The following is a 26799-nucleotide window of genomic DNA, read 5'->3' on the forward strand; positions in this document are numbered from 1 at the left end:
TCTGGCGGTAACGGCCTCGGGGCGTCTTGTCAGATGTTGACGCGACGGTAGCGGCCGGGGGTGACGGCGTACGCGGCCGCGAAGTGCCGGTGGAAATGTGCCTGGTCGGCGAACCCCAAGGCGTGGGCCACGTCGGCGACCGGCTCGCCGTGCCGCAGCCGCCGACGCCCCTCCGCCAGCCGCGCCTGCAGGTGCCAAGCGTACGGCGGGCAGCCGGTGGCCCGGGTGAACGAGCGGATGAGGTGTTCACGGGACATTCCGGCGTCCTCGGCGAGGGCGGCCAGGGACGGCGGGCTGGACAGATCGCCGCGGAGCCGGTCGAGCACGGCCGCGATCCTGGCGTCGCCGGAAGCGGCCCCGTCGCCGGCGGCCCAGTTCCCGGCGCCGCAGTTCCCGGCGCCGCAGTTCCCTGCGGCGCCGGAGCCGCGACGGCGGGCGGCACTCGTTCCGGTGAGGTCCAGCAGGCGCAGCAGGAGCACGGTCAGGCGTTCCTCGATCAGCGCCGGGTCGCCGCCCGGCAGGTCCCTCGCCGCCCGCAGCAGCTCCGCACGCAGCGGGGCGGAGCGGACGAGCGGGCGCTCGAAGTCCACCGGTACGCCGCCGGTCAGCGCGGTGAGCATGGCAGGCGGCACGTACCAGCTCACGCACGCGAACGCCGTCCCGTCAGGCGTCCGCGTCGTGCAGGACTGGACCTGGCCGGGGTTGTAGACGGTCACCTCGTCCAGGTCCACGTCGAACGAGGCACGGTCCAGGCGCACCGCCTCGCGGCCGCACAGGTTGGTGCTGATGACGTACTCGTCGTGGCTGTGCCGCGGGAACCCGCCGGACGCCGGCCTGACCACGGCCAACTGCGTGCCGTTGACGTCCCTGACCTGCTGCATATCGGAAAGGTTAGGTCATATGGGAGGAACCAGGACGAAGTAGCGATCGATCAAGTCCTTGTCGCCCTGGACGTCGAGGTCGCCGGCCGGGATCCGCTGCCAGAGGTACAACATCAGGTCCGACGCCGTACCGGCCAGCTCGACGTCGAAGCCGCCGTCCATCAGGCGTACCTGCTCGCCCTCGAAATGCACCGTCCACAGACCTGGCCCGTCCGTCCGGCGGAACCGATACCGCTCGCCCGCTCCGGCGGGTGCTTGTTTCCAGGCCCGCCGAGCCGGCGCCATGACCTGGAACGTCTGCGTGACCGCGTCCGCCGCGACCTCGCCGGGGATCGGCGCGGGTGTGCCGATCGTGTTCTCGGCGTCCCAGCGATGGATGGCGGCCTCGATGATCTGCATCCGTACCCAGAACCCGACCGTCTGCTCCTCGGACCAGGTCCACACGGGCTCGTCGGGCGCGCTGTCCCTGAGCAGCGTCCCGAGCCGGTCCGCCCCCTCCTCGAACCAGTTCAGCAGGCTGTCCGGGATAGGCCCGAGGTTGGGTGCCCGCTCGGGCGCGGGCCAGCCGCGGCGACGTTCGCAAACCCCTGGAGCCGGTCCCTGATGATGACGTCCACGCCGCGGTGGACGTTGCCCAGGTGAAGCACCAGGTCGGACATCGACCAGCCGGGACAGGACGGCACCGTGGGCGCGCCGCTGCCCTTGGCCGCCTCGCGGGCGGCCGCTTGGAACGCTCTGACTTCCCGCTGGAAATACGAGATACGGTCCATGGCTTTCACTGTGCCCCCAGGGCTTGATCGGTCTCCACCTGATTACCACCCTCGCGCCGCGCCGAGCGCCGACCGGTGAGTGCGGCGCCACCGGCCAGGAGCAGCGCGGCGATCACCAGCAGCGCGCTGACCCACAGCGGCGACCGGTAGCCGAACCCGGCGCCGATGGCCAGGCCGCCGAGCCAGGGACCCGCCGTGGCGCCCACGTTGAGCGCGGCCGTGGCGGACGCCCCGCTCAGGGTGGGGGCGCCGGTCGCCGCGTACAGTGCCTGCGAGATCAGTGTGGAGCCGACGGCGAACGACAGCGTTCCCTGGACGAAAATGAGCACGAAGGCGGCGGCCGGGACTCCGGCGACCAGCGCTAAGGCGGCCCAGCCGAGCGACAGGGCGGGCCCGCCGATGACCAGGAGCCGCACGGGCCGCACGTCGGCGATCCGGCCGCTGATGGTCACCCCGGCGAACGAGCCCAGCCCGAACAGCGCCAGCATGGCGGGCATCCAGGCCGACTCGAGACCGGTGACCTCGGTGAGCAGCGGCGCGAGGTACGTGAACGTGCAGAAGGTCGCGCCGTTCACCAGAGCGCCCAGGACCAGCATCACCAGCAGCCGTGGCCGGCGCAACGACCGCAACTCCGCACGCTCGCTCGCACGGCGCTCGCTCGGATGGCGGGCGCTCGGATGGCGGGCTTCCCCCGGCTCTCCCGAATCTCCGCCCGCGTCGGTGCAGGCCGGAGGACCGTCGGTGGGCACGGATTTCAGCACCGCGATGATGACCGGGATTAGGGCGATGGACACCGCCCAGAACGCCGACCGCCACCCCCACACCTCCCCGAGCACCGCACCCCCGGGCACGCCAGCGACGCACGCCATCGTGATCCCGCCGAGCAGGACGGCGGTGGCCCGCCCTTTGGCGTTCGGCGCGACCATGCCGATGGCGGTCGCCATGGCCACGGCCAGGAAGCCGGCGTTGGCCAGCGCCGCGACGACCCGAGTGACGAGCAGCACGCCGTAGCTGGTGGTGACCGCGCCGACGACGTGGACGAGAAGGAACGTGACGAGGAACACCAGCAACGCGTTCCGCCGAGGCCAGCGCAGGCCGAGCACCGCCATGAGCGGCGCCCCCACCACCATCCCGGCGGCGAAAGCCGAGGTCAGCAGCCCCGCGGCCGGGATGGACACGTGCAGGTCCCGCGCGATCCCGGGCACCAGCCCGGACAACATGAACTCGGACGTCCCTTGGGCGAAGATCGCTAGTCCGAGCAGGTAAACAGCGAATGGCATGAGAAAGACTCCGCGACCACATCGTGGATCGACGACAAGGAAGCGGGCAGGCCGGATGGACGTCGCCCTGCCGCGCTGGAAGAACCCCGGGAAACGGTGATCCGAGTGGCGAGAGCGGTCGCGAACGGCGAGAAGCCCGGCCTCAAGGGCGGGCGCGCCTGCGGGGCGACAACGCGAGATCAGCCACCGGACGACCGGTGGCTAGCGTCTTGACGCCTCGGGGCTGGACATGGAAGCACCGTAACACTCGGGCCGGCCCGAGTGCCGCCCGTTTATCGCGCTTGAAGTATCGCGCTTGAAGCGCCGCCCCATCGCGATCGCGGACGCCGCGATGGTGTCGTGTTCCAGCCAGGTGACTTGAACTCGCCACCCCCGAGGCAACCCATGCCAGACCGGCCCGCGGACGGAAAAACCGCAGCTAGCTGCCCCTTTTTGGGGCTCACACGGAGAGAGGAGCCCTTCGGTCACGAATGTTAAATCTCGTTTCCCGCTCTTGCGACCGAACACATGATCCACTCACGATGCTGCCCGGTGGGTTCACAAGATCCCACCAACACCCGAGGGCACTCTTCAAGGAGATCGTGTGTTCATTTCCCGGCCTTGGCGAGCGCTCCTGATCGGGACCGCGCTCGCCATGACGGCCATCCAGACCCCCGCGGTCGCACAGGCCCCACCGGAGTCCAGCAAGATCGATCGGGCGGTCCAGGCCGATCTGGCCGCCGACGACAAGGCCACCTTCTGGGTAAGGCTGAAGGACAAGGCCGATCTGCGATCGGCGCGTACCGCCAAGACCAAGGCCGACAAGGGCCGGCAGGTCTACCGGATGAAGACGGAGACCGCCACCGCCTCCCAAGCCAACGTGCGCAAGCTGCTCAAGTCGGCGCGCGCCGATTTCACCCCGTTCTGGATCGTCAACACGATCAAGGTGACCGGTGACGCCGCTCTGGCGGCCGAGATCGCCAAGCTTCCCGAGGTGGAAGAGATCACCCCGGACGAGGTCGTCGAGTTACCGGAGCCGAAGGCAGGTGTCGCCCAGGCGACGGCCGGCTCGGTCGAGTGGAACGTCGACCGCGTCAACGCCCCCAAGGTCTGGGACGAGCTGGGCGACCGCGGCGAGGGCATCGTCGTCGCCACCCTCGACAGCGGCGCGCAGTGGGACCACCCGGCATTGATGGCGAGCTACCGCGGCACGCGGGCCGACGGCACCGTGGACCACAACTACAACTGGTACGACCCGGCCGGCGCATGCCCGGACCGGACGCCCTGCGACGACCGTACCCACGGCACCCACGTCATGGGCACCATCGTCGGCGCCGAGGGCATCGGCGTGGCGCCCGGCGCCACGTGGATCACGGCGAAGGCGTGCGGCGTCGGCGGCTGCCCCGGCTACACGTTGCTGGCGGCCGGCGAGTGGATTCTCGCCCCCACCGACCTCACCCTCCAGAACCCGCGCCCTGACCTCGCGCCCGACATCGTCAACAACTCCTGGGGCAGCGTCGGCCTGAACCTTTGGTACAAGGAGATCGTCGAGGCGTGGGTGGCCGCGGGCATCTTCCCCGCCTTCTCCAACGGCAACAACGGGCCCGAGTGCACCACCACCGGCTCGCCCGGCGGCTACGCGGCCTCCTACAGCGCGGGATCGTTCGACGTCAACGGCGCCATCATGCCCGAATCCTCCCGCGGCCCCGGCGAGAACGGCGAGATCAAGCCGAACATCTCCGCGCCCGGCGTCAACGTGCGCTCGGCCGTGCCTGGCAACGCGTACGGGATCAAGAGTGGTACCTCAATGGCCAGCCCGCACGTCGCCGCGACGGTGGCGCTGATGTGGTCGGCGTCCCCCGCGCTGCGCAATGACGTCGAGGCGACGCGGGTGCTGCTCGACGGCACGGCCTCCGATGTCGACGCCACGTATTGCGGCGGCACCGCCGCCGACAACTTCATGTGGGGCGAGGGCAGGCTCGACACTTATGCCGCTGTCAAGGCGACCCCGGCCGGCGAACTCGGCACGCTGACCGGCAAGGTCACCTCCGAGGGATCCCCTGTGGCCGGGGCGACCGTCAGCGTCTCAGGGCCGCTGGGTCGTACGGTGCCCACCGGCCAGGACGGGACGTACACGCTGCCCCGCCTGCTGAGCGGCGAGTACCAGATCACCGTCAAGAAGTTCGCCTACGACGACGCCGCCGCAACGGTCACCGTCGCCGACAACCAGACGTCCACCAAGGACCTGACGATGACACCGCAGCCCTTGAGCACGGTGTCGGGCACGGTCTCCAGCACCGGCGCGCCCGAGGCGGGCGCCACGGTGAAGGCGGTCGGCACCCCGGCGACGGCCGTCACCGACGTCGGCGGCCGCTACGAGCTCAAGCTGCCTCACAAGGAATACGACCTCAACGTCACGCCGGCCTCCCGATGCTCGAACGAGAAGACCGTGCCGGTCGCGGTGACCGGGGCGATGACCAAGGACATCGAACTCCCCGCCAACGCCGACGCCTTCGGCCACACGTGCAGGAGCGGCAAGGAGCCGTATGTCGAGGCGACCGACCAGCAGCCGCTGACCGGCGACGACGACGTCCAGACGGTCGACCTGCCGTTCGCCTTCCCGTTCTACGGCAAGACCTACACCAGGGGCACGGCCAGCACCAACGGATACCTGGCTTTCAGCCCCCATTGGCACTCCTTCCCGAACAACGCCCCGCTGCCGACCACGAACGATCCCAACACCGGCATCTACCCCTATTGGGACGACCTCGCCTTCGACGAGAAGGGCGGCCTCTACACCGCCACGCTCGGCACCGCGCCGAACCGCACGTTCGTCATCGAATGGCGCAACGCGCGCTTCTACAACGGCAACGAGTGGTTCTCCTTCGAGACGCTGCTCGGCGAGGACGGCTCCGTCGGGTTCCGCTACCGCGGGATCGCCAGCACGCGTGCGGCCGGTGAGGGCGCCACGATCGGCATCGAGAACGGCGACGGCACCGACGCGCTGCAGTACTCCGCCGACCTCGCCGCCATCGCCGACGGCCAGAGCCTCGGCTTCGCCGCACGGCAGCACGGCCTGGTGAGCGGCACTGTCACGGACGCCAACGACGGCAAGCCGCTGGCGGGCGCGACGGTCAAGGTGGGCGGGGCCGCCTCGTTCACCACCGGAGCCGACGGCACGTTCCTCGGCCAGGCGCCGGCCGGCGACCATCTGGTGGAGGTCGGGGCGGACAACTACGGCACCCTCGCCAAGGAGGTCACGGTCAAGGCGGGCGAGCGCAACCTGCTCGACACCGCGCTGACCACCGGCCGGGTGAGCGCCTCCACGGGGCAGCTCACCCTGGTCATGCCGGCCTCGGCGAGCAGGAAGGGCACCGTCGAGCTGACCAACACGGGCGCGGGCACGACGTACACGATCGAGATCGATCCCGGCCAGAGCGGCTGGCTGAGCGTAACCCCGGCGAGCGGCGAGATCGCGGCGGGCAAGTCCGCGGCCCTGGAGGTCACCGCGTCCAGCGCTGGCATGGAGCCTGGGAGCGTGCGTACCGGCGTGCTGGTGGTGCGCTCGGCCAGCGGGCGAAACCCGGCGTTCCCGGTGCTGGTGTCCGTGGTCGTGCCCAAGCACCAGGTGGCCGTGGACGCGGGTGGCGGCCGGAGCGTGACCGACGCGGCCGGCGACACCTGGACGGCCGACCGCAAGTACACCGCCGGCGGGCACGGCTACCTGGCCGCGTCCGACAGGACGAGCACCACGGGCAAGACGATCGAGGGCACGAACGAGCAGAAGTTGTTCGGCAGCGTGCGTGAGGGCATGCGTGAGTACCGCTTCGACAACGTCCCCGACGGGGTCTACACCGTCGAGCTGGGTTTCGCCGAGATCCGGCACAAGGTGCCCGGCAAGCGGGTCTTCGACGTCGCCATCGAAGGCGCGCCCGTCATGTGGGCGTTCGACCCAGTCCGCGAGGCCGGTCCGAACACCGCGATCAGCCGCCAGTTCACGGTGAGGGTCGTTGACGGGCACCTCAACGTGAGATTCCACGAACGGATCGGCGACCCCAACCTGAGCTTCATCCGGGTCACCGAACGTCCTGACAAGGCAGCCTCCTAGAATTCCGGCTCCCGTGGCCCGTCCCTCCTGAGGGGGCGGGCCACGCTCGTTCAGCGCCGTGTACCAGGTGATGGGAGGGGGTAGCAGGCGGCTGTAGCGCCAGTACAGCCACCCGTCCGCCCGCTGGGCCTGGACACCATTTCGGCATGCTAACTTGGAATAATCGTTCCAAGATTGGGAAGAGCCGATGCCGGATGTGAAGCACTTCGATCCCGATGCCGTGCTGGGGCAGGTGGAGCGCCTGTTCTGGCAGCGCGGCGCCGCGTCCACGGGGATCGCGGAGGTCGTGGCGGCCACCGGGCTCAGCCGCTCCAGCCTGTACGCCACTTTCGGCGGCAAGCAGCAGTTGTACGTGAAGGCGCTGCGCCGCTACGTCGAGCGGCGCTCGCAGCCGGCTTTCCAGGCCCTGGCCGACGACGGGCGCGGCCTGGCGGCCGTCGAGGGCTTCTTCGACCGGCTGATCGAGGCCCGGTGCGCCGGCGAGCACGCCCGCTGGGGATGCATGGTGTCCAACGCCCACGCGGGCGGGGAAGGCGGCGACCCGGAGGTGCGTGGCGTGCTGGACCAGCACCAGGACCGGCTGCGCACGGCGATGCGCGCCGCCCTGGAGTCCGCGGACCTCCGTCCGGACCTGGACCTCGACGCCACCGCCGAGATGCTCGCCCTGCTGGCTTACGGAGTGAACCTGCGCTCGCGTGCCGGCGCGGATGCGGCCGCCCTGCGGCGGGGCGTGTCCGCGTCCATGGTCGCGCTCCGGCCGCACTCGATTCGCTGAAAGACCCCAAGGAGCAGAGATGACCAGACCGCAGGCCGTGATCTTCGACGTGAACGAGACGCTCACCGACATGGAGCCGCTGCGGGCCAGGTTCGAGGAGGTCGGGCTGCCCGGCCACCTGATGGACACCTGGTTCGCGAGCGTGCTGCGCGACGGCTTCGCGCTGACGGCGGCCGGCGGGTACGCCGAGTTCGCCGCGATCGCACGGGACGTGCTCATGGGGATGAGTTTGGAGGACAAGGCGATCGGCCACGTGCTGAGCGGGTTCGCCGAGTTGCGGGTGCATCCCGACGTACCGGAGGGGATGCGGATGTTGCGCGAGAGCGGCATCCGGCTGTTCACGATGACCAACGGGGCCGCGGCCATGACCGAGGGCATCCTGGGCCGTGAAGGGCTGCTCGACCTGGTGGAGGCCAGGCTGGACGTGAGCGGCCCGAGGGTGTGGAAGCCCGCCCGCGGCGCCTACGACTACGCCGTCGGCCGCGCGGGCGTGCGCCCCGAGCAGGCGGCTCTGGTCGCGGTGCACCCCTGGGACATCGACGGAGCCCAGCGTGCCGGGCTGGTGGGTGCGTATCTGGAGCGGCGCGGCACGCCGTACCCGGGCGTGATGGGCGCCCCGGCGGTGTCCGCCCCGGATCTGCGGGCACTGGCCGCGCTCTGGAGCTGACCTTCACGGCCTGCCGGGGAAGAAGTCCGCACCCTGGACGTACTCCATCGCCTTGGTGAACTCCGGGTCGCTCCAGCGGCGCGTCAGCTCCTCCGGCGTGAGGTCCTCGATGTGGGTCTGGATCCACCACAGGTTCCCGAAGGGGTCGCGTACCCGGCCCACCAGGTCGCCGAAGGCCAGGTGGGTGACCTCGGTGACCGACGTGCCGCCGGCCTCGACGGCCCGGCGGTGGGTGGCGTGGGCGTCGGGCACGTACAGGCGCAGGAATCCCGGCGTCGGCGGCCAGTCCGGGTTCGCGTCGAACAACATCACGATCGCGTCCGCGATCCGCACCTCGGCGTGCCCGATGCGGCCCTGGTCGTCGGTGACGCGGCCCAGCTCCACGGCGTCGAAGGCGCTCTTGATCCAGTCGATGAGCCCGGCCGTGTCGTGCGAGATGAGCCACGGCGTGACGGTGGTGTAGCCCTCGGGGATCGGCTTGACGGTCATGTTTCCTCCTGGAAGGTGCGATGCCATCACGGTATTTCGGGAGTAGGTCAAGACCTGTCCTACATGGCACGGCATTCTGGGTTCCATGAGCGAATCCCGCCTCCTCAGCCTCCTGTCGCTGCTCCAGACCCCGCGCGAGTGGCCCGGCGGCGAGCTGGCCGAGCGCCTCGGCGTCAGCCGCCGCACGATCCGGCGCGACATCGAGCGCCTGCGCGCCCTCGGCTACCCGGTCGAGGCCACCATGGGCGCCGACGGGGGCTACCGCCTGGTCGCCGGCACGGCCATGCCGCCGCTGCTGCTGGACGATGAGGAGGCGGTGGCCATCGCGGTGGGGCTCGCCACCGCGGCCAGGCATCCGGTGCAGGGCATCGAGGAAGCGTCGGTACGGGCGCTGGCCAAGCTGGAGCAGGTGCTGCCGTCCCGCCTGCGGTACCGGGTGAGATCCCTGGGCGGCGCCACCGTCCCGCTGCCCGCTTTCGGGACGCCCGAGGTCGATCCCCAGCAGCTGACCACGCTGGCTACGGCCGTGGCCAACCGGGAGCGGGTGCGTTTCGGGTACCGGTCCAACGACGGCGTCACCAGCACGCGCCTGGTCGATCCGCACCGGCTGGTCGTGGCCGGGCGGCGCTGGTACCTGCTCGGGCACGATCGCGACCGCGACGACTGGCGGATCTTCCGCATCGACCGCATCGCGGACCTGCGGGCGACCGGCGCCCGGATCGTGCCACGCGAGCCGCCTGCCGAGGACGCCGCCGCGTACGTGATGGACAAGCTGTACTCGACGGCGCCCACCTACGAGGCCGTCGTCACGCTGCACGCGCCGGTCACAGAGGTGATCAGGGGAATGGGCGAGGTCACCCCGGTCGGTGACCGGACCTGCCGGCTACGCATGCCCGGCGACACCCTGGACTGGCTGGCGTTCCGGCTGCTGGCGCTGGGCTGCGAGTTCGAGGTGCACGAGCCGCCCGAGCTGGTCCCGCACCTGCGCGCGCTGGCCGGCCGCCTCACCCGAGCGACCGGCTAGCGCGGAAAAGTCCGGGCATGATGTCCGGTACGCCGTCCCGGCTCCGACGTCCCTCGTGAAAGCACCGAAGAGAGGACACCAACCCATGAAGTACATGATTCTTTCCTACGCTTCCCAGCAGGACTACGACGGCATGTCGGGCAAGGACGCCGGCGACGTGCCCGCATGGTCGCCGGAGGACATGGCGGCCATGGCCGAATTCATGACGACCGTCAACAAGGAGCTGGAGGAGTCCGGCGAACTGGTCGAGACCCGCGGCCTGGCCGCGCCCGTCCACACCCGCAGGCTCGGCTCCCGCGACGGCGTGCCGTTCGTCACCGACGGGCCGTACGCCGAGACCCAGGAAGTGCTGGCCGGCTACTGGGTCGTGGAGTGCGAGAGCATCGATCGGGCCACCGAGATCGCCGCCCGCCTCGGCCAGTGTCCCTATCCGGGCAACACCTACGACAACGCCTACGCCGACATCAGGCCCATCGCCGAGTCGGCCGAGGACATGGGGTTCTGATCGACGACTCTCCGGCCGAGGACCTGCTGCGCGAGCTGGCGCCGCAGGTCCTCGGCGCGCTCGTCCGGCGTTATGGGCATTTCGCCACCGCTGAGGACGCCGTGCAGGAGGCGTTGCTCGCCGCCGCCGTCCAGTGGCCGAAGGAGGGCAGGCCGGACGACCCGCGCGCTTGGCTGATCACGGTGGCCTCGCGCCGGCTGACCGACCTGCTGCGCAGCGAGCAGGCCCGCCGGCGGCGGGAGGACGCCGTGGCGGCGTGGACGCTGCCCGGCGATTGGCTGGCGCCCGCTGCCGACCAGCCGGCCGCCGCCGCGGACGACACGCTCGTGCTGCTGTTCATGTGCTGCCACCCGTCGCTGACGCCGCCCTCCCAGATCGCGCTCACGCTCCGCGCGGTCGGCGGTCTCACCACGGCGGAGATCGCCCGGGCGTTCCTGGTTCCCGAGGCGACGATGGCGCGCCGCATCACGCGGGCCAAGCAGCGGGTCAAGGACAGCGGGGTGCGGTTCCGCCTGCCGCGCGAGAACGAGCGCGCCGAACGGCTCGCCGCAGTGCTGCACGTGCTCTACCTGATCTTCAACGAGGGGTACGCCAGTACGTCCGGGCCCGATCTGCAACGCGCGGAGCTGGCCGCCGAGGCGATCAGGCTCGCCCGCATGGTCCACCGGCTGCTGCCCGGCGACGCCGAGGCGGCCGGGCTGCTCGCGCTCATGCTGCTCACCGACGCCCGCCGCCCGGCCCGCACCGGCTCCGACGGCGCGCTGATCCCGATGGCGGAGCAGGACCGCAGCCTGTGGAACGCTGCCCAGATCGAGGAGGGGGTCGCGCTCGTCACGGGGGCGCTCGCCCGGGGCAGGGCCGGGCCGTACCAGCTGCAGGCGGCCATCGCGGCGGTGCACGACGAGGCGCCGAGCGCGAAGGAGACCGATTGGCCGCAGATCACGGCACTGTACGAGCTGCTGATGCGCATGTCCGACAACCCCATGGTGGCGCTCAACCACGCCGTCGCCGTGGCCATGTCCCAGGGCCCGGCCGCCGGGCTGTCCCGGCTCGAACGGCTGGGCTCCGACGAGCGGATCGCCGGCGACCACCGGCTGCACGCGGTCCGGGCGCACCTGCTGGAGATGAGTGGGGACCACGCGGCCGCTGGGGAGGCGTACGAGGAGGCGGCCAGGCGCGCCATGAGCCTCCCACAGCAGCGTTACCTCCACGCCAGGGCCGCCCGCTTGAAAGGCTCAGGCTGATCCGCCCGGGCCGCTCGGCTGAATCGCTCAGGCTGATCTGCCGAGGCCGCTCGGCTGAATCGCTCAGGCTGATCCGCCGGGGCCGCTCGGTTGAATCGCTCAGGCCGAGCCGTCCGTCGCGGTGAAGGCCGTCAAGCTCTTCAGCTCGTGCCGCTTCACCTCGTCGAACAACTCCGACAGCCCTTCCTGGATCCGCACCAGCTTGTCCTCGGGCAGGCGCAGGCTGCGGGCGATCCTGGACGGGTCTCGGCCGCCGTGCCAGGCGATGACCACCCGGCCGCCGGGACGGGTGACGCGGCGCAGCTCCCGCAGGCCGTCCATCAGGTCCGGCCAGATGGCCACGGTGTTGACCGTGACCACGCAGTCGAAGCTCCCGTCGGGGAAGCCGATGTCGGAGGCGGTGCCCAGCCGCAGGTCGGCGCCGCCCGCCCGGCGGGCCGCCAGCTCCCGCATCTCAGGCGAGGGGTCGACCCCGCAGACCTGCCCTGCGCCGGTGCGGCCGAGCAGCCGGACGAGGGCGCCGGGGCCGTACCCGACCTCCAGGACGTGCTCTCCCGGACGCAGGTCCAGCAGGGCCAGGATTTGCTCCTGTCGGTTGGTGAAGAACATGAACCACCCCGCCAGCCGGCCGAGCAGTCCGGAAGGCGAGGCGAAGGGCGAGTTGACGGGGCCGCCCGTGACCCACGATCTGGTAGCCATACCTTTCACCCAAGCGGTTCAAGCCGACTTGACGTCAAATGGGGACATGGATCTCGTTCCCATCGGGGAAGCTGCCCGCCTCTTGGGCATGAATGCCTCCGCGCTGCGTTACTACGAGGAACGCGGCCTGGTCACCCCCGTGACCCGCAGCGGGGGCCGCCGGATGTACGGCAGGCAAGAGCTGCGACGCCTGGCCTTCCTACGGACGATGCAGCAGCTCGGCATCTCGCTGAACACCGCGGGAGCCGTGCTGGACGCGCCAGGGGAGGCGTGGCGGGCGGCCGCGGCCGAGCAGATCGACGTGCTGGAGGAGCTCGTCAACCGCGCCAGAGCGGCGCAGTGGGTGTTGCGGCACGCGATCGAGTGTCCGGCCGAGCACCCCGCCCGGGAGTGCGAGACCTGGATCGGCATGGTGGACCAGCTGCTCGAGGGCTACACGTTCGCCCAATTGGCGGCCGAGCACTTGACGGAGTGAATCGCCTGGCTCGGCGCGGTGGCGGGGCTGCTCGAGTTCGCCGCCGTCCTCCTCATGCGCGACGTCACCGTCATCGGCCCTGCCCGCGCGTAAGCCGCCGGAAAATTGTGCGGCGGGGCGGGGAATGTTCCGCCGCGGGGTGTGGTTACATAGATCGTGACCGGTGTGTCCAGTGTCCCCGGGCCTCACCTATTGCCTTCGCGGATTACCGTTCGGCTGGAGCCGCGTTGTGCCTTTCGCCGAGAGGCGACCTGCACACCGGTACGCACTCGTTGAGCGCCCGCCCTCCCAGAGGGCGGGCGCTCTCGTGTGTTCACGTCGAACGTCGGTTTCGTGAACGCAGATCGACTACTCTACGTAATCGGATAGCTCCCAGGGATCGTGCGCGCAGAAGACGGCGACTCCGTGGTCGTGGGCGAGCGCGCGCAGGCGTTCCTGGCTGGACACCCGGCGCTCGGCGTCTACCTGCGAGTCGAGCTGCACGATGTCCATCAGCGGATGGGACTGCGGATCTTTGGAGATTTCGCCGTGGTGGAAGTACGCGTCGCCGGCGTGCAGCAGCCACCGGTCACCGTCGTGGACCGCGACCCCGGCGTGCCCCTCCGTGTGCCCGTCGAGCGGCACGAGCAGGATCTCCTCCGGCAGGCCCGTGAGCGGCCTGACTCCCTCCACGCCCAGCCAGCGGGTGCCCGTACCGGGATAGGTGACCCAGTGCGGCCCGTGCGCCCAGTGGCCGGGCCGGTAGCGACGGCTCGGCGCCTGCGTGAGCGCGGCCTTCAGCTCCGCCTCCATGACGTGCACCTGGGCGCCGGGGAAGTCCGGCAGGCCGCCGCTGTGGTCCACGTCCAGGTGGGTGAGCACGATGTGGCGCACGTCGGCGGGGTCGTGGCCGAGCTCGGCGACCTGCCGCACGGCGGTCTCGGCAGGCGACAGGACCGGCTCGACGAGCTCCGTCCATTCGTGTTCAAGCAGCTCGCCCGGCCGGGTCACGTCGTCGGTGCCGAGCCCGGCTTCCACCAGCACCAGCCCGGAGGCCGGGGTCTCGATGAGCAGGGCGTGGCATACGGCCCGCGCGGCCGGGCCGCCGTCGAGCGCGTGGATCTCGCGCATGGAGCCGAGATTCAAATGGTGAATTCGCATGCGGCTAGACTGCGACTTGAAGCGCGGTTCAAGTCAAGGAGCCCAGATGGACACGTTGCTCGACATCGGCGAGGTGGCCAGGCGCAGCGGGCTGGCCGCCTCCGCGTTGCGGTTCTACGAGCGCAAGGGCCTCATTGAAGCCGACGGACGCAATGGGCTGCGGCGCGCTTACCGCCCGGAGACGCTGGAGCGCCTGGCGCTGATCACCTGCGCCCGCGACGCCGGGTTCACTCTCTCCGAGATCGCCGCGTTCCTGCGGGCCCGGCCGTCGGACACGCGGCTGCGCGAGCACCTGGCGGCCAAGGAACGTGAGGTGGACGCGCGGGTCGCGCAGCTGACCCGGCTGCGTGACAGCCTGCGCCACGCGGCGGTCTGCGAGCACGACCCGCTGGTCGAATGCCCCGAGTTCAAGCGGGCGGTCCGAAGGGTTCCAGAAGGTTGATCACCCAGAGCTCGTGCGCCGTCCCGAGCTGACGTACTTGCGCGGGCGCAGGGCATGGACGCGCAGGGCCGCCAGGGCGGCGAGTTGCCCCGGCCGGTCCATCCGGACCACCAGCTCGTCGCTGAACGCCAGCCCCAGCGCGGTCAGCTGGGCGACCAGGTCCACCACCGGCGCGGCGACGTCCTGCAGCCCTCTGGCCGGATGCCAGCCCTCGCCGCCGACCACCTCCGCGACCCGCTCGTGCAGCTTGGCCGGCGACATCAGGGTGCCGTCGGCGAGCAGCATGAGCGCGGCCTCCCTGGCCGACACCTCGAACTCGTGCTCGCCCTTGGCCAGCAGCAACCTGGTGACCGCCGACCACATGGCCTCGGGCGAGGTCAGCAGCCGCTTGCCATGGTCGGTGATGACCAGTTTCGCGCCGTCCCGGCTGATGGCGCCCAGCTCTCGCTCGGCGAGCTCGCGCAGCCTGAGTGCCTCGGGCGACGGCGCCAGCCGCAGCGGCAGCGTGCCCTCCCTGGCCGCCAGGGACAACAGCGCGTGCAGGGCGGGCAGGGGCTGCGGGGTCACGGGCGCGTGCAGGCGCACCTCGAACGGCTGGGCGAGTTCCCGCCTGGCCGGGCCGCGGCCCAGCACCCAGCGGTTGAGCCGCTCGCCGTGCACCCGGTTGAGCCAGCTGTCGCCGCCCAGCTCGGCGCGCGGCTCGGTGAGCCAGCGGCGGGTCAGCGCGGACCGGTCCACCGTCTCGCCGGAGACGATGGCCAGCTCCAGGGCCGCGGCGCAGGCGACGTGCGCGCCCAGCTCCTCCGGTCCCATGATCATGCTCCACTGGAGTTCCGGCACGTCGGGCGGGAGCACGCCCGTTGCGTCGAGCGCCTGCTGGTAGGCGCTGGTGCCCGCGTCCTCGCCCTCGCGGGCGTAGGTGCGCAGGATCTGCACGGTCGTCGGGGACACGCACATCGCGGCGTACCGCTCCATCCCACCCAGCTGGAGCAGTCGCCCGAGGGAGCGTGCCAATCGCTCGTGGTCGCCGCCGACCTTCAGCGGCAACGTGTACCAGAGGAACTCGCAGACGTCGAGCTGGGTCACCGTCTCGAGCGGCTCCCCACCCGTCAGCCAGCCGACGGCGGTCCTGGCATCCTCGGCCAGCTCCGGGTGAGAGCGCTCCAACTCGGCGAGAAGGGCGGTGACATCCGGTGCACTCATGCCTGGAAGTTTGCCGTATCGACCCCTGGCCTGACGATGACCGAATCCGGTCCTTATTGGGTCTTGCACAGCGACTACCCTAAGAAAGCACTATACGACAGGAAGTAACCGGATTAGATCCATCGTTTTTCGAACAACATGCGGGCCTTCCACTCCGTGTACGGGATCAGTTCGGCGGTCAGGATCGGATGCAGCCACCAGAAGTTGATCAACGCTAGCAGGGCGTAGGCGCCCACGATGGCCGCCCCCCAGGTGCGCCGCGCCGACACCAATCCTTCGGCCGTCCGCGTGGAAGGGCCTATCAGGAGCCCGGCGCACAAGGTGATGGCCAGCACCATGAACGGCACCATCGGGATGGCGTAGAACAGGAACATCGTGCGGTTGTCGGCGATGGCGAAGTAGAACCACGGCAGCCAGCCCATCGCGTAGGCCAGCAGCACGGCCCCGGCCCGCCAGTCCCGCGTGGAGACGTACCAGGCGATCAACGCCACGAGCGCCGCCACGGCACCGAACCAGATCACCGGCGTGCCGACGCCCAGCACCGCCTCCGAGCAATCCTTGACGCCGCAGGCGTTCTGCTTGCCCTCGTAGAAGAAGGCGACCGGGCGCAGCAGCAGGGGCCACTGCCACGGCTCGGACATGTACGGATGCGAGGTCTCCAGGTCGCTGTGGAAGGAGAAGACCTGCCACTGGTATTGGATCCACGACCGCATCGAGTCGAAGAGGAAGAAGAGCGGATTGTCCGCCGAGGTGGCCCGCTCCCAGTTGCGCCCATAGCCGGTGTCCGTCCCGAACCAGCCGATCCAGGTGGCCATGTACGCCACGAACGGCACGATCCCGAACGCCAGGACCCCCTGCGGCACGTCCTTGTTGAACGCGCCCGCGTACGGATGCCGCAACCCCACGGCCCGCCGCGCCCCGAAGTCCCACAGCAGCGACATGATCGCGAACGCTACCGCGAACGCCAGCCCCGACCACTTGACCGACATCGCGAAGGCCAGGCACACACCGGCGGCGATCCGCCACGGCCTGGCTCCCAGCCACGGGCCCTGTGGCGAGACGGGGGAGTTCTCGTACCAGGTGACCAGCCGCTCGCGGGCCTGGTCCCGGTCCACCACGAGGCACGCGAACGCGGCCAGCACCCAGAACATCAGGAAGATGTCGAGCAGCGCCGTCCGTGACAACACGAAGTGCAGTCCGTCCAGCGCCAGCAGCAGTCCGGCGAAGCAGCCCAGCAACGTCGAGCGGGTCATCCTGCGCGCCACCCTGGCCAGGATGAGGATGGACAGCGTGCCGATCACTGCCGCGCTGATCCGCCAGCCGATCGGGTTGAGCCCGAACAACCACTCGCCGACGCCGATCATCCACTTGCCCAGCGGCGGGTGCACCACGTAGGAGGCGCACTTGTCGAGCGTCTCCTGCGTGCACGACTGCCAGATGTTCGTGTTGCCGGCCAGGATCGCCTTGTCCGCGTCCTTGATCGTGACCCGCTCCACGCCCCACGTGATCAGCGAGAACGCGTCCTTCATGTAGTACGTCTCGTCGAACACCACGGCCTTCGGGTAGCCGAGGTTCATGAAACGCAGGAGCCCGCCGAAGGCGGTTACCAGCAACGGCCCGATCCACCCCCACAGCACACTGCCGCGCATCGGAGGTATGACCCGATCACGCACGGAGCGAGTCGGTGGCAGGCTCTCGCCGGCCTCCGACGTCTCGTAGGCCTGGTACGGGGAATCGGTCACCGCCATTCGGCCATCGTACGGGGCTCAAGACGTTAGGTAAGTCGAAACACGGTCTAATTGGGATGCCCTGCCACAATGGGCAGGTGGCAGGAGACGGCAAGTTGGTGCTGGCAGGGGCCCCCATAGGTCAGGCAGGCGACGTCTCTCCGCGGTTGCGCGAGGTGCTCGGGAGCGCCGACGTCGTGGCCGCGGAGGACACCAGGCGGCTACGCAGGCTCGCGGCCGAGCTGGGCGTCGTGATCGAGGGCCGGGTGGTGTCCTATTACGACCAGAACGAGGCCGGCCGGGCCCAGGAGCTCCTGGAGGTGCTCGAGCAGGGCCGCACGGTCGTGATCATCACGGACGCAGGCATGCCGGGCGTCTCCGACCCCGGCTACCGGCTGACGCGCCTCGCGGTCGAGGCGGGCATCACGGTCACCGCGCTGCCGGGGCCGAGCGCCGTCACCACCGCCCTGGCCGTGTCAGGGCTGCCCAGCGACCGGTTCTGCTTCGAGGGGTTCCCGCCGCGCAAGCCAGGCGACCGGGCCCGCCGCCTGGCGGCGCTGGCCGGCGAGGAGCGGACGATGGTCTTCTTCGAGGCCCCGCACCGGCTGGCGGACTCGCTGGCGGCCATGGCCGAGGCGTTCGGGGCGGACCGGGAAGCCGCCGTGTGCCGGGAGCTGACCAAGACGTACGAGGAGGTGCGCCGGGGCGGGCTCGGCGAGCTGGCCGAATGGGCGGCCGCGGGCGTCAAGGGCGAGATCACGATCGTGGTCGCCGGCCACGTGCACGTGGCCGGCGAGACGGACCCGGACGAGCTGGTCGCGGAGGTGGACCGAAGGGTGGCCGAGGGCGCGCAGCGCAAGCTGGCCATCGCCGACGTGGCCAAGGAGGCTGGCATCCCCAAGCGGGAGCTGTATGACCTGGTTCACAAACGCCTATAGTGCGCATCGTGAGGAACAGGGGGGTTTCGCCACAGCGGCTAGTCCCACCCTTTCAGGGGTCCGTCTTGCTGGGCTGGGTGGGGCCGCTCGTGGTCGCGTTGTTCGGCGGGATCCTGCGCTTCGTCAGGCTCGGCGAGCCCAAGGCCGTGGTCTTCGACGAGACCTACTACATCAAGGACGCGTACGCGCTGCTCAGGTACGGCGTCGAGCGGACCACCCTGGGTGACGCCAAGAATCCCGTCGCCGACAAGCGCTTGATCACCGGCAACCTGGACATCTTCCAGCAGTGCCCCGATCCGGTCGACTGTGCCTCGTTCGTGGCGCACCCGCCGCTGGGCAAGTGGATGATCGGCGTCGGCGAGTGGCTGTTCGGCATGAACCCGTTCGGCTGGCGCTTCGCCGCCGCCCTCGTGGGCACGCTGTCCATTCTGATCATCGCCAGGGTGGCGCGCAGGATGACGCGCTCGACGTTGCTGGGCTGCCTGGCCGGGCTGCTGCTGGCGCTGGACGGGCTGCACTTCGTGTTGTCGCGGACGGCGCTGCTGGACATCTTCCTGATGTTCTGGGTGCTGGCCGGGTTCGCGTGCCTGGTGGCCGACAGGGACTGGGCGCGGCGGCGGCTGGTGGACTGGTACGAGAGCGCGCCCATCACCGGGCTAGGCCCGCGGCTCGGGGCCCGGCCGTGGCGGCTGGCGGCTGGGGCCTGCCTGGGCGCGGCCTGCGCGGTCAAATGGTCGGGGATCTTCTTCCTCATCGCGTTCGCGGTGCTCAGCCTCATGTGGGACATGGGGGCCAGGCGGGCGCTGGGACTGCGGCAGCCGCACCGGGGGGCGCTGACGTACGACATGCCCGGCGGGCTGGCCGCGATGGCCCTCGTGCCGGCGGCGGTGTTCCTGGCGAGCTGGACGGGCTGGTTCGCCACCGCCGGCGGATGGGGCCGCAACTGGGAGCCGGCCACCTCGGCGAACAATCCGCTCTTCTTCGTCATCGACTCGATGCGGTCGTGGTTGGAGTACCAGAGCCAGGTCCTCGGCTACCACAGCGGCCTGGACGACTACCACCCCTACATGTCGGACCCGTGGACGTGGCCGCTGCTGTTGCGGCCTGTCTCGTTCCACTACCCGTCGAACCTGCCGTCGTCGGCATGCGGTGCCGACACGTGCTCCGAGGCCGTGCTCGGCGTCGGCACCCCCGCCCTGTGGTACGGCGCCCTGCTCGCCCTGCTCGGCCTCATCGCCTGGTACGTGTCCTCGCGCGACTGGCGGGCCGGGGCCGTGCTGCTGGCGTTCGCGGCCGGCTGGCTGCCGTGGTTCTACTACGCCATCGTCGGCAACCGCACGATGTACCTGTTCTACATGATCCCCGTGGTGCCGTTCATGGTGCTGGCGATCGTGCTGGTGGCCGGGCTGATCCTGGGCAAGGAGAACGCGCTCCCGGCCCGGCGGGCGACCGGGGCCGCGGCGGTCGGCGCGTTCGCGCTCATCGTGCTGATCAACTTCTGGTGGCTCTACCCAGTGCTGACCGCCGAGACCCTCACACAGGCAGAGTGGTGGGCTCGGATGCTGATGCGCTCCTGGGTGACCGCCGCCCCCAAGTGACGCCCTTGCGCAGCGTGATCGCCGCCGCGATGCAGGCCAGGGGGACGGCCGGAAGCACGTAGCGGTAGTCGAACTCGGCCGTCGCCGCCGGGGCCAGCAGCAGGCCGACCGCGCCCAGCCACGGCAGCACCACGGGGCCGCCGAACTTCCGCCAGCGCACGACGATGCCGTACAGGCCGATGAGCAGGATCCCGCCGAGCATGATGCCGCGCAGGTGGAACACCTTCTGGTAGCCACTCATGATGTCGGCCCACGGGTGCACGATCCGCGTCTCCGGCGGGCCCTGCTCGTAGCTGAACGCGTCGGTGTCGGTGAACCCGCCCCCGTATGAGGACCACTTCGGCAGCCGCTTGGGCCAGCCGTTCTCGTCGAGCGCCACGTACGGCTTGAACTGGTACATGTTGTACGTGTTCTCGTCCGGGAAGCGAGGCCGGGACCAGTGGAACGAGCGGAAGAAGTCACGCGCGACCACCTTCAGGTAGTCGCCGGGCTGCGAAAGGATCGCCCGGGTTGCGAACTTGCTCGCCGCGTCGTTGGTGATCTCGCTCCACTTCTTGTTGACGCCCCACCGGTGCAGCACCTCGCCGGTGGCCTCGCCGTTGTGGCTGCCCTGGCCCCAGAGGTACCACTGCGCGTACTCCTTGCGCTGGCTGACCGGCTCGTTGATGCACAGCAGCAGAAGCTGGACCTCTTTGTACTTGTCGATGTCCATCTTGTTGCAGTCGGCGAAGATCGCCGTCCGCATGTACAGGATGAGGCCGTCGCTGCTGGTCATCGCGAACTTGCCGTTCGCCGAGGCGAACCAGCCCATGTAGGCCATCACCGGGATCGCGCACGCCGTGATCACCGCCGTGATCGGCCGCCAGCCCGTCCGCTTGACCAGCAGGTAGAGCACCACCAGCGCCAGGATCGGCAGGCCGATCGAGCGCGTCAGCCACGTCAGCGCCAGCAGGAAGCCGACGACCGCGCCCGCCTGCCACGACAACCGCCGCTTCCACAACACCAGCGTGATCACGCCCACGACGAGCAGCGTGAACATGCTGTCCGACATCACCAGCTGCTCCAGCTGGATCTGGTAGGCGTCGAACAACACCGGCGCCGCCGCCAGCGTGGCGCCCCACTTCGGCAGCCGGAACTTGATCCGCAGCAGCGCGTAGATCAGGCAGGCCGTGGCCAGGCCCATCAGGTGCTGGGTGAACGTCACCAGCGCGAAGCTGTGGAACGGCTTCAACATCATCAGCCAGAAGCTGTAGCCGTCCGGCCTGATCGGGTGCGGCCTCGGGTGCAGCGCCACCGAGACGTACTCGTAGGAGTCGTTGAACCACATGGCCGGGCCGTATCCGAGCATGGTGATGAGCCGCAGCACGGCGCCCACGCCGAAGGCCGCGGCGAACACGCGATGCCGGCGCAGGAACGACAGCCAACGTGCTGCCCGGCCAGGAGCGGAGTGGTCCACAGGGGTAATCTCCGCGACGCTCACCATGATGTAAAGAATGCCAGTCGTTTTTGGGTCTTGACGCGAGCAGGCTCGGGCAGAGGGCATGATGGTTCACTGGAACAGCCTTAACTGAAGGGTAGACACGTGGAACTGACGGTGGTCATGCCCTGCCTCAATGAGGCGGAGACCGTGGAAGTCTGTGTACGCAAGGCGCTGGCGTGCATGGAGGAGCACGGCATCGAGGGCGAGGTCCTGATCGCCGACAACGGCAGCACGGATGGCTCTCAACAGCTTGCCCGCGACGCCGGCGCCCGCGTGGTCCACGTCGAGGAGAAGGGCTACGGCAACGCCCTCTTGGGCGGCATCAGGGCAGCGCGCGGCAAATTTGTCATCATGGGCGACGCCGACGACTCCTACGACTTCACTTCGCTGCTGCCGTTCGTCGAGCAGCTGCGTGACGGCGCCGACCTGGTCATGGGCAACCGGTTCAAGGGCGGCATCGCACGCGGGGCCATGCCCCCGCTGCACCGCTACCTGGGCAACCCGGTGTTGTCGTTCATCGGCCGGCTGTTCTTCCCGTCGGCGATCGGCGACTTCCACTGCGGCCTGCGCGGTTTCCGGCGCGACTCGATTCTGAAGCTGCAGCTGCAGACCGGCGGCATGGAGTTCGCCTCCGAGATGGTGGTCCGCTCCACGCTGTCCGGGCTCGACGTGCGCGAGGTGCCCACGACCCTCTCACCCGACGGCCGCTCCCGCCCGCCGCACCTGCGCTCCTGGCGCGACGGCTGGCGCCACCTGCGTTTCCTGCTGCTCTACAGCCCGAAGTGGCTGTTCTTCTACCCCGGCGTGCTGATGATGATCATCGGCCTGGTGGCGGGCACCGCGCTGACCTTCGGCCCCGTGGAGATCGGCGAGCTCGCCTTCGACGTCGACACCCTGGTCGGGTCGTCGGCGCTGGTGGTGATCGGCTTCCAGGCGGCGTTGTTCGCGCTGTTCACGAAGGTTTATGCGGCCGAGGAAGGATTCTTGCCGGAGTCGCCGCGGATCCGAAAGATCATCGATATCGTGACACTGGAGAAGGGGCTCGTCGTCGGTGGGGTGCTGGCGCTGGCCGGTCTGGTCGGACTGGTGATGTCGCTGGTGCACTGGCAGGTGCGCAGCTTCGGCGAGCTGGACCCGCGCGAGTCACTGCGCCTGGTGGTGCCGTCGGCGACGGCGTTGATCATGAGTTTCCAGACGATCTTCGCCACGCTCTTCGTCAGCATCCTCGGCATCCGGCGGTCCCGCGAAACCCCTATCGACCGCGCCGCCGCCGCCGCTGAGGAGGCCGCGGAGGCAGTTTCACGAGCAAAATCAAAAGCATAAGGATCTTTTACGCGCTGCCGTGGCCCGGCCAGTCGCCGCCGCTGGCTCGCGTCTGTCCAGGGAAACGGCCTCTGACCGGTCAGTGGCGCACCACCGTAACGACGCGCATCGTTGACCGAGTTCCGTGGCTCACCCCGGCCGCCAGCGACATGGCGCCGGACCCGCCCGCTCTCCGCCGACGCGGCGCTTGGTGGGCGGGGGGCCGTTGGTGCGGGATGGCGGGGCCGTTGGTGTGCGCCAACAGGCCACGGGCAGCGCGGAAGTCGGTTAACGTGGGCTCGCGTAACGGCGGGTGACTTGTGAAGGGTCAGAGGCCGTTCCCTGGAGGGCCATCAGCCGAAGTGTGGCGAGTGGCCGGCCACGGCAGCGCGTAAACAATGGTGAAGTTAGAGTCCCTTAGGCTAAGACCATGTCCCAGCACATTTTGACCGCCGTTGCTTGGCCGTATGCGAACGGCCCTCGTCACATCGGGCACGTGTCAGGTTTCGGCGTGCCGTCCGACGTTTTCAGCCGCTACCAGCGGATGGCGGGCAACAAGGTGCTGATGGTCTCCGGCACCGATGAGCACGGCACGCCCATTCAGGTGCAGGCCGACAAGGAAGGCGTCAGCGCCAGAGAGCTGGCCGACCGCTACAACCGCGTCATCGCCGAGGACCTCACCGGCCTGGGGCTGTCCTACGACCTGTTCACCAGGACCACCACGAACAACCACTACGCCGTCACGCAGCAGATCTTCAAGGGTCTCTACGACAACGGCTACATCTTCCCTAAGACCACGATGGGCGCCATCTCGCCCTCGACCGGCCGCACGCTGCCCGACCGCTACATCGAGGGCACCTGCCCCATCTGCGGCTACGACGGCGCGCGTGGCGACCAGTGCGACAACTGCGGCAACCAGCTGGACCCGATCCAGCTGATCAACCCCAAGAGCCGCATCAACGGCGAGACCCCGATCTTCGTCGAGACCGAGCACTTTATGCTCGACCTGCCCGCCTTCGCCGAGGTGCTCGGCTCCTACCTGCAGTCCAAGCAGGGCGAGTGGCGGCCCAACGTGCTGAAGTTCGCCCTCAACCTGCTCGGCGACCTGCAGCCGCGGGCGATCAGCCGCGACCTCGACTGGGGCGTGCCGATCCCGCTCGACGGCTGGCGCGACCAGCCCAACAAGCGGCTGTACGTGTGGTTCGACGCGGTCATCGGCTACCTGTCGGCCTCCATCGAGTGGGCCCGTCGCTCTGGCGACCCGGACGCCTGGCGCCAGTGGTGGCAGAACCCGGACGCCCGCGGCTACTACTTCATGGGCAAGGACAACATCGTCTTCCACGCCGAGATCTGGCCGGCGATGTTGTTCGGCTACAGCGGGCAGGGCGCCCGCGACGGCTCGCCGGGCTCCCTCGGTGCGCTCAACGTGCCGTCCGAGGTGGTCTCCAGCGAGTTCCTGACGATGGAGGGCAAGAAGTTCTCCTCCTCCCGCCAGGTCGTCATCTACGTTCGCGACTTCCTCGCGCGCTACGACGCCGACGCGCTGCGCTACTACATCGCGGTGGCCGGGCCGGAAAACCAGGACACCGACTTCACCTGGCAGGAGTTCGTCAACCGCAACAACGGCGAGCTCGTCGCGGCATGGGGCAACCTGGTCAACCGGTCGATCTCGATGGCGGCGAAGAACTTCGGCGCCGTCCCCGAGGCGGGCGACCTGACCGACGCCGACCGGGCGCTGCTTGAGCGCTCGCGCAACGCGTTCGGCCCAGTGGGCGCCGAGCTCAACAGGTCCAGGTTCAAGAACGCGATCACCGAGGCGTTCGACGTGGTCCGCGAGGCCAACAAATACCTGGCCGAGCAGGAGCCGTGGAAGCTCAAGGAGGACCCGGAGCGGCAGAAGTCGATCCTGCACGTCGCGCTCCAGGTGGTCGACGACGCCAAGACGCTGCTCACGCCGTTCCTGCCCAACTCGTCCAATAAGGTCTTCGCCATGCTCGGTGGCGAGGGCGTCTGGTCGGGCATGCCGGAGATCCACGAGGTCGACGAGGACGGCGGCAAGCCATACCCGGTGATCACCGGCGACTACGACGACGGGGCCCGCTGGGAGCACCGGCCGATCAAGCCGGGCACGCAGCTCGCGCCGCCCGTGCCGCTGTTCAAGAAGCTCGACCCGAAGGTCGTGGACGAGGAGCTGGCCCGGCTGGGCGAGTAACCACGTGAGCAAGATTCCCGCCGCCCCTGAGCCGCTTTCCGCACCCGTGTTCGACAGCCACTGCCACCTCGACATCATGGTCGGTAACCGGCAGGCATCCTCTGGCGACCCGGTGGCGCAGGCGGCTCAGGCCTCCGCGGCCACCGTACGGGGCATTCTGGAGGACGCCAGGGCGGTCGGCGTGACCAGGCTCGTGACGATCGGCTACGACCTGAAGTCCTCCCGGTGGAACGCGGAGACGGCGGCGGCGCAGGAAGGCGTGTACGCGGGGGTGGCGATCCACCCGAACGAGGCGCACGAGGCGACTCCCGACGTGCTGGCCGAGATCGAGGCGCTGGCGGGGCGGCCGGAGGTGCGGGCGGTGGGGGAGACCGGGCTCGACTACTACCGCGACTGGGCGAGCAAGGACGACCAGCACGCCAGTTTCCGCGCGCACATTGAGATCGCCAAGCGCACCGGCAAGGCGCTGGTCATCCACGACCGGGACGCGCACGACGACGTGCTGAAGGTGCTGGCCGATGAGGGCGCGCCGGACGAAGTGGTGTTCCACAGCTTCTCGGGCGACGCCGCAATGGCGAAAAAGTGCGTTGAGGCCGGATATTTCATGTCGTTCTCCGGGCCGGTCACCTACAAGAACGCCGCCTACCTCCGCGAGGCCGCCGCCGCGGCGCCCCTCGAGCTCATGCTGGTCGAGACCGACGCCCCTTACCTGCCGCCGGTCCCGCACCGCGGCAAGCCCAACGCCCCCTACCTCATTCCGCTCACCCTCCGCTGCCTCGCCGAGGTCAAAGGGATCCATCCGGACCAGTTGTGCGAGGCGATCAGCGCGAACGGAGTCACGGTCTTCGGCGAGTGGTGACCATGTTTTGGTGAACCGGTGGCTGTCGAAGCGTGCTCACGGCTAGCGTTCGGGCGGTCACTTACCGGAGGTGGTCCGTGCGAGGCAGGAGGCGCGCGCCGCGTCCGCCGATCCCGTGGCGTTCCTCATGGACGCCGGTGGTGTGCCTGGCGGGCGCCGTTGCCATAGGCGCGCTCGTGGCGGTGTCGTTCCTGGTCAAGGATGTGACCGTGGTGGTCGACGGCCGACCGATGGCGGTACGGAGCTTCGCCGGCTCCGTGCGCGAGGCGCTCGACGACGCCGGGGTCGCGTTGAGCTTCGGCGATGTCGTACAACCGAACACAGAAGAGGACGTCGCCGACGGATCCAGGATCGTGGTGCGCCGCGCCCGTCCCCTGGTCCTGACCCTGGACGGCCGCACCACTCAACACCTGGTCACCAGCACGAATGTCGCCGACGCCCTCAACGAGCTCGACATCCCGCCGACGGCCGGAAAGATCTCGGCGCCCCGCGACGGGGCGGTGCCCCTGTCGGGGATGTCGCTGACCGTCTACACCAGGCGCAAGGTGTACGTGGTCGCAGGGTCCACCCGGATCGCCTCCCGCACCACCGCCCGCACGGTACGCGAGGTGCTCCGCAGGAATCGAATCATCCCGAACGACGGTTACCGGGTGAGCCCGCCGCTCGGCAGCTTCCCCAAGGACGGCACGGTCATCACGGTCACGCCGCTCAGAACCACGCCGATCCAGCCGGACGTCCTGCGGCTGAACTGGCCGGCGCTGGCCGCGTGCCAGTCGGGCGGCAACCCGCTGGCATACAACCCGGAGGGGCCGTATTACGGCATGTACCAGTTCAGTCCGTCCGTGTGGAAGGCGGTCGGCGGCATGGGCCTGCCGAGCGCCTGGCCGGTGGAGGAGCAGACCTACCGGGCCCAGCTCCTCTACCAGCAGGTGGAGGGCAGATGGCAGGGGCCGTGGCCGAGCTGCGGCCACCGCCTGGCCGGCTGACGCGATTCAGCCGCCG

The 26799-nt window shown here is 69.6% G+C and carries 24 protein-coding genes; 14 read left to right on the plus strand and 10 right to left on the minus strand.

Annotation, left to right across the window (positions count from 1 at the left end):
* Positions 1–29: 29 nt before the first annotated feature.
* The 4 genes from ACTWPT_RS15295 to ACTWPT_RS15310 are packed head-to-tail and all read right to left on the minus strand — an operon-like array spanning position 30 to position 2931.
* Positions 30–881: a helix-turn-helix domain-containing protein gene (locus tag ACTWPT_RS15295; RefSeq protein ID WP_443178022.1), complete on the minus strand. Its 852-nt coding sequence runs from the start codon at positions 879–881 to the stop codon at positions 30–32.
* Positions 882–896: 15 nt separating this feature from the next.
* Positions 897–1409, minus strand: coding sequence for a maleylpyruvate isomerase family mycothiol-dependent enzyme (locus tag ACTWPT_RS15300; protein WP_443178289.1), 513 nt, complete (start codon positions 1407–1409; stop codon positions 897–899).
* On the minus strand, positions 1391–1651 hold the full coding sequence (locus tag ACTWPT_RS15305) for a maleylpyruvate isomerase N-terminal domain-containing protein (RefSeq protein ID WP_443178290.1): 261 nt from the start codon (positions 1649–1651) through the stop codon (positions 1391–1393). The genes ACTWPT_RS15300 and ACTWPT_RS15305 overlap by 19 nt, the downstream gene beginning before the upstream one ends.
* A gap of 5 nt (positions 1652–1656) precedes the next feature.
* Positions 1657–2931, minus strand: coding sequence for an MFS transporter (locus ACTWPT_RS15310; RefSeq protein WP_443178023.1), 1275 nt, complete (start codon positions 2929–2931; stop codon positions 1657–1659).
* A 583-nt stretch (positions 2932–3514) separates the two neighbouring features.
* Here ACTWPT_RS15310 and ACTWPT_RS15315 point away from each other — a divergent pair.
* The 3 genes from ACTWPT_RS15315 (at position 3515) to ACTWPT_RS15325 (ending at position 8460) form a co-directional block, all read left to right on the plus strand.
* Positions 3515–7018: a S8 family serine peptidase gene (locus tag ACTWPT_RS15315; protein WP_443178024.1), complete on the plus strand. Its 3504-nt coding sequence runs from the start codon at positions 3515–3517 to the stop codon at positions 7016–7018.
* A gap of 187 nt (positions 7019–7205) precedes the next feature.
* Complete coding sequence (locus ACTWPT_RS15320; protein WP_443178025.1) at positions 7206–7793, plus strand: TetR/AcrR family transcriptional regulator; 588 nt, start codon at positions 7206–7208, stop codon at positions 7791–7793.
* A gap of 19 nt (positions 7794–7812) precedes the next feature.
* On the plus strand, positions 7813–8460 hold the full coding sequence (locus ACTWPT_RS15325) for a haloacid dehalogenase type II (protein ID WP_443178026.1): 648 nt from the start codon (positions 7813–7815) through the stop codon (positions 8458–8460).
* A 3-nt stretch (positions 8461–8463) separates the two neighbouring features.
* Here ACTWPT_RS15325 and ACTWPT_RS15330 read toward each other — a convergent pair whose 3' ends face one another.
* Positions 8464–8949 carry a VOC family protein gene (locus ACTWPT_RS15330; RefSeq protein WP_443178027.1) on the minus strand — a complete coding sequence of 162 codons (486 nt, stop codon included), beginning with the start codon at positions 8947–8949 and terminating at the stop codon, positions 8464–8466.
* A gap of 85 nt (positions 8950–9034) precedes the next feature.
* Between ACTWPT_RS15330 and ACTWPT_RS15335 the strand changes: the two genes are divergently transcribed.
* The 3 genes from ACTWPT_RS15335 (at position 9035) to ACTWPT_RS15345 (ending at position 11722) form a co-directional block, all read left to right on the plus strand.
* Positions 9035–9973: a helix-turn-helix transcriptional regulator gene (locus ACTWPT_RS15335; protein ID WP_443178028.1), complete on the plus strand. Its 939-nt coding sequence runs from the start codon at positions 9035–9037 to the stop codon at positions 9971–9973.
* A gap of 85 nt (positions 9974–10058) precedes the next feature.
* Entirely contained in the window at positions 10059–10478 is a 420-nt protein-coding gene (locus ACTWPT_RS15340) for a YciI family protein (protein WP_443178029.1), read from the plus strand.
* Positions 10394–11722, plus strand: a complete 1329-nt coding sequence (locus ACTWPT_RS15345) for an RNA polymerase sigma factor (RefSeq protein WP_443178030.1) — start codon at positions 10394–10396, stop codon at positions 11720–11722. Before ACTWPT_RS15340 ends, ACTWPT_RS15345 begins: the two co-directional genes overlap by 85 nt.
* 99 nt (positions 11723–11821) lie before the next feature.
* On the opposite strand, the gene ACTWPT_RS15350 is transcribed toward ACTWPT_RS15345, so the two are convergent.
* On the minus strand, positions 11822–12421 hold the full coding sequence (locus ACTWPT_RS15350) for a class I SAM-dependent methyltransferase (protein ID WP_443178031.1): 600 nt from the start codon (positions 12419–12421) through the stop codon (positions 11822–11824).
* 46 nt (positions 12422–12467) lie between these two features.
* On the opposite strand from ACTWPT_RS15350, the gene ACTWPT_RS15355 reads away from it, so the two are divergent.
* Positions 12468–12896 (plus strand): MerR family transcriptional regulator, encoded by a 429-nt coding sequence (locus ACTWPT_RS15355; protein WP_443178032.1) that lies wholly within the window; start codon positions 12468–12470, stop codon positions 12894–12896.
* A 348-nt stretch (positions 12897–13244) separates the two neighbouring features.
* Here ACTWPT_RS15355 and ACTWPT_RS15360 read toward each other — a convergent pair whose 3' ends face one another.
* Positions 13245–14036, minus strand: coding sequence for an MBL fold metallo-hydrolase (locus ACTWPT_RS15360; RefSeq protein WP_443178033.1), 792 nt, complete (start codon positions 14034–14036; stop codon positions 13245–13247).
* A gap of 46 nt (positions 14037–14082) precedes the next feature.
* Here ACTWPT_RS15360 and ACTWPT_RS15365 point away from each other — a divergent pair, with 46 nt between their 5' ends.
* A complete protein-coding gene (locus ACTWPT_RS15365) occupies positions 14083–14478 on the plus strand; it encodes a MerR family transcriptional regulator (protein WP_443178034.1) in 396 nt (131 codons plus the stop codon).
* On the opposite strand, the gene ACTWPT_RS15370 is transcribed toward ACTWPT_RS15365, so the two are convergent.
* Both ACTWPT_RS15370 and ACTWPT_RS15375 read right to left on the minus strand, forming a co-directional pair.
* The gene (locus ACTWPT_RS15370) at positions 14479–15681 is read right to left on the minus strand and encodes a hypothetical protein (RefSeq protein WP_443178035.1); all 1203 of its coding nucleotides are present in this window, start codon (positions 15679–15681) and stop codon (positions 14479–14481) included.
* Between the two features lie 113 nt (positions 15682–15794).
* Positions 15795–17429: a dolichyl-phosphate-mannose--protein mannosyltransferase gene (locus ACTWPT_RS15375; RefSeq protein ID WP_443178036.1), complete on the minus strand. Its 1635-nt coding sequence runs from the start codon at positions 17427–17429 to the stop codon at positions 15795–15797.
* A gap of 77 nt (positions 17430–17506) precedes the next feature.
* Between ACTWPT_RS15375 and rsmI the strand changes: the two genes are divergently transcribed.
* Entirely contained in the window at positions 17507–18346 is an 840-nt protein-coding gene (gene rsmI, locus ACTWPT_RS15380; protein WP_443178037.1) for a 16S rRNA (cytidine(1402)-2'-O)-methyltransferase, read from the plus strand.
* A 65-nt stretch (positions 18347–18411) separates the two neighbouring features.
* Entirely contained in the window at positions 18412–19944 is a 1533-nt protein-coding gene (locus ACTWPT_RS15385) for a dolichyl-phosphate-mannose--protein mannosyltransferase (protein ID WP_443178038.1), read from the plus strand.
* Here ACTWPT_RS15385 and ACTWPT_RS15390 read toward each other — a convergent pair.
* Complete coding sequence (locus tag ACTWPT_RS15390; RefSeq protein ID WP_443178039.1) at positions 19880–21427, minus strand: hypothetical protein; 1548 nt, start codon at positions 21425–21427, stop codon at positions 19880–19882. The two genes, ACTWPT_RS15385 and ACTWPT_RS15390, sit on opposite strands and share 65 nt — an antisense overlap.
* A 99-nt stretch (positions 21428–21526) precedes the next feature.
* Between ACTWPT_RS15390 and ACTWPT_RS15395 the strand changes: the two genes are divergently transcribed.
* The 4 genes from ACTWPT_RS15395 to ACTWPT_RS15410 all read left to right on the plus strand — a co-directional run bounded on the left by ACTWPT_RS15395 (position 21527) and on the right by ACTWPT_RS15410 (position 26783).
* The gene (locus ACTWPT_RS15395; RefSeq protein WP_443178040.1) at positions 21527–22747 is read left to right on the plus strand and encodes a glycosyltransferase family 2 protein; all 1221 of its coding nucleotides are present in this window, start codon (positions 21527–21529) and stop codon (positions 22745–22747) included.
* A 409-nt stretch (positions 22748–23156) separates the two neighbouring features.
* Positions 23157–24938 carry a methionine--tRNA ligase gene (gene metG / locus ACTWPT_RS15400; protein WP_443178041.1) on the plus strand — a complete coding sequence of 594 codons (1782 nt, stop codon included), beginning with the start codon at positions 23157–23159 and terminating at the stop codon, positions 24936–24938.
* A gap of 4 nt (positions 24939–24942) precedes the next feature.
* Positions 24943–25797, plus strand: coding sequence for a TatD family hydrolase (locus ACTWPT_RS15405; RefSeq protein WP_443178042.1), 855 nt, complete (start codon positions 24943–24945; stop codon positions 25795–25797).
* 77 nt (positions 25798–25874) lie between these two features.
* Entirely contained in the window at positions 25875–26783 is a 909-nt protein-coding gene (locus tag ACTWPT_RS15410) for a ubiquitin-like domain-containing protein (protein ID WP_443178043.1), read from the plus strand.
* Positions 26784–26799: the final 16 nt, after the last annotated feature.

It is taken from the genome of Nonomuraea sp. 3N208, assembly GCF_052245935.1.
Classification (GTDB): Bacteria; Actinomycetota; Actinomycetes; order Streptosporangiales; family Streptosporangiaceae; genus Nonomuraea.

Excerpts from the sequence above, each read along its gene's own strand:
- ACTWPT_RS15295 (WP_443178022.1), bottom strand. The coding sequence starts at position 881 with ATGCAGCAGGTCAGGGACGTCAACGGCACGCAGTTGGCCGTGGTCAGG.
- ACTWPT_RS15390 (WP_443178039.1), bottom strand. The coding sequence starts at position 21,427 with ATGGTGAGCGTCGCGGAGATTACCCCTGTGGACCACTCCGCTCCTGGC.
- ACTWPT_RS15350 (WP_443178031.1), bottom strand. The coding sequence starts at position 12,421 with ATGGCTACCAGATCGTGGGTCACGGGCGGCCCCGTCAACTCGCCCTTC.
- ACTWPT_RS15325 (WP_443178026.1), top strand. The coding sequence starts at position 7,813 with ATGACCAGACCGCAGGCCGTGATCTTCGACGTGAACGAGACGCTCACC.
- ACTWPT_RS15365 (WP_443178034.1), top strand. The coding sequence starts at position 14,083 with ATGGACACGTTGCTCGACATCGGCGAGGTGGCCAGGCGCAGCGGGCTG.
- metG (WP_443178041.1), top strand. The coding sequence starts at position 23,157 with ATGTCCCAGCACATTTTGACCGCCGTTGCTTGGCCGTATGCGAACGGC.
- ACTWPT_RS15305 (WP_443178290.1), bottom strand. The coding sequence starts at position 1,651 with ATGGACCGTATCTCGTATTTCCAGCGGGAAGTCAGAGCGTTCCAAGCG.
- ACTWPT_RS15335 (WP_443178028.1), top strand. The coding sequence starts at position 9,035 with ATGAGCGAATCCCGCCTCCTCAGCCTCCTGTCGCTGCTCCAGACCCCG.
- ACTWPT_RS15375 (WP_443178036.1), bottom strand. The coding sequence starts at position 17,429 with ATGGCGGTGACCGATTCCCCGTACCAGGCCTACGAGACGTCGGAGGCC.
- ACTWPT_RS15330 (WP_443178027.1), bottom strand. The coding sequence starts at position 8,949 with ATGACCGTCAAGCCGATCCCCGAGGGCTACACCACCGTCACGCCGTGG.
- ACTWPT_RS15370 (WP_443178035.1), bottom strand. The coding sequence starts at position 15,681 with ATGAGTGCACCGGATGTCACCGCCCTTCTCGCCGAGTTGGAGCGCTCT.
- ACTWPT_RS15355 (WP_443178032.1), top strand. The coding sequence starts at position 12,468 with ATGGATCTCGTTCCCATCGGGGAAGCTGCCCGCCTCTTGGGCATGAAT.
- ACTWPT_RS15320 (WP_443178025.1), top strand. The coding sequence starts at position 7,206 with ATGCCGGATGTGAAGCACTTCGATCCCGATGCCGTGCTGGGGCAGGTG.
- ACTWPT_RS15310 (WP_443178023.1), bottom strand. The coding sequence starts at position 2,931 with ATGCCATTCGCTGTTTACCTGCTCGGACTAGCGATCTTCGCCCAAGGG.
- ACTWPT_RS15340 (WP_443178029.1), top strand. The coding sequence starts at position 10,059 with ATGAAGTACATGATTCTTTCCTACGCTTCCCAGCAGGACTACGACGGC.
- ACTWPT_RS15360 (WP_443178033.1), bottom strand. The coding sequence starts at position 14,036 with ATGCGAATTCACCATTTGAATCTCGGCTCCATGCGCGAGATCCACGCG.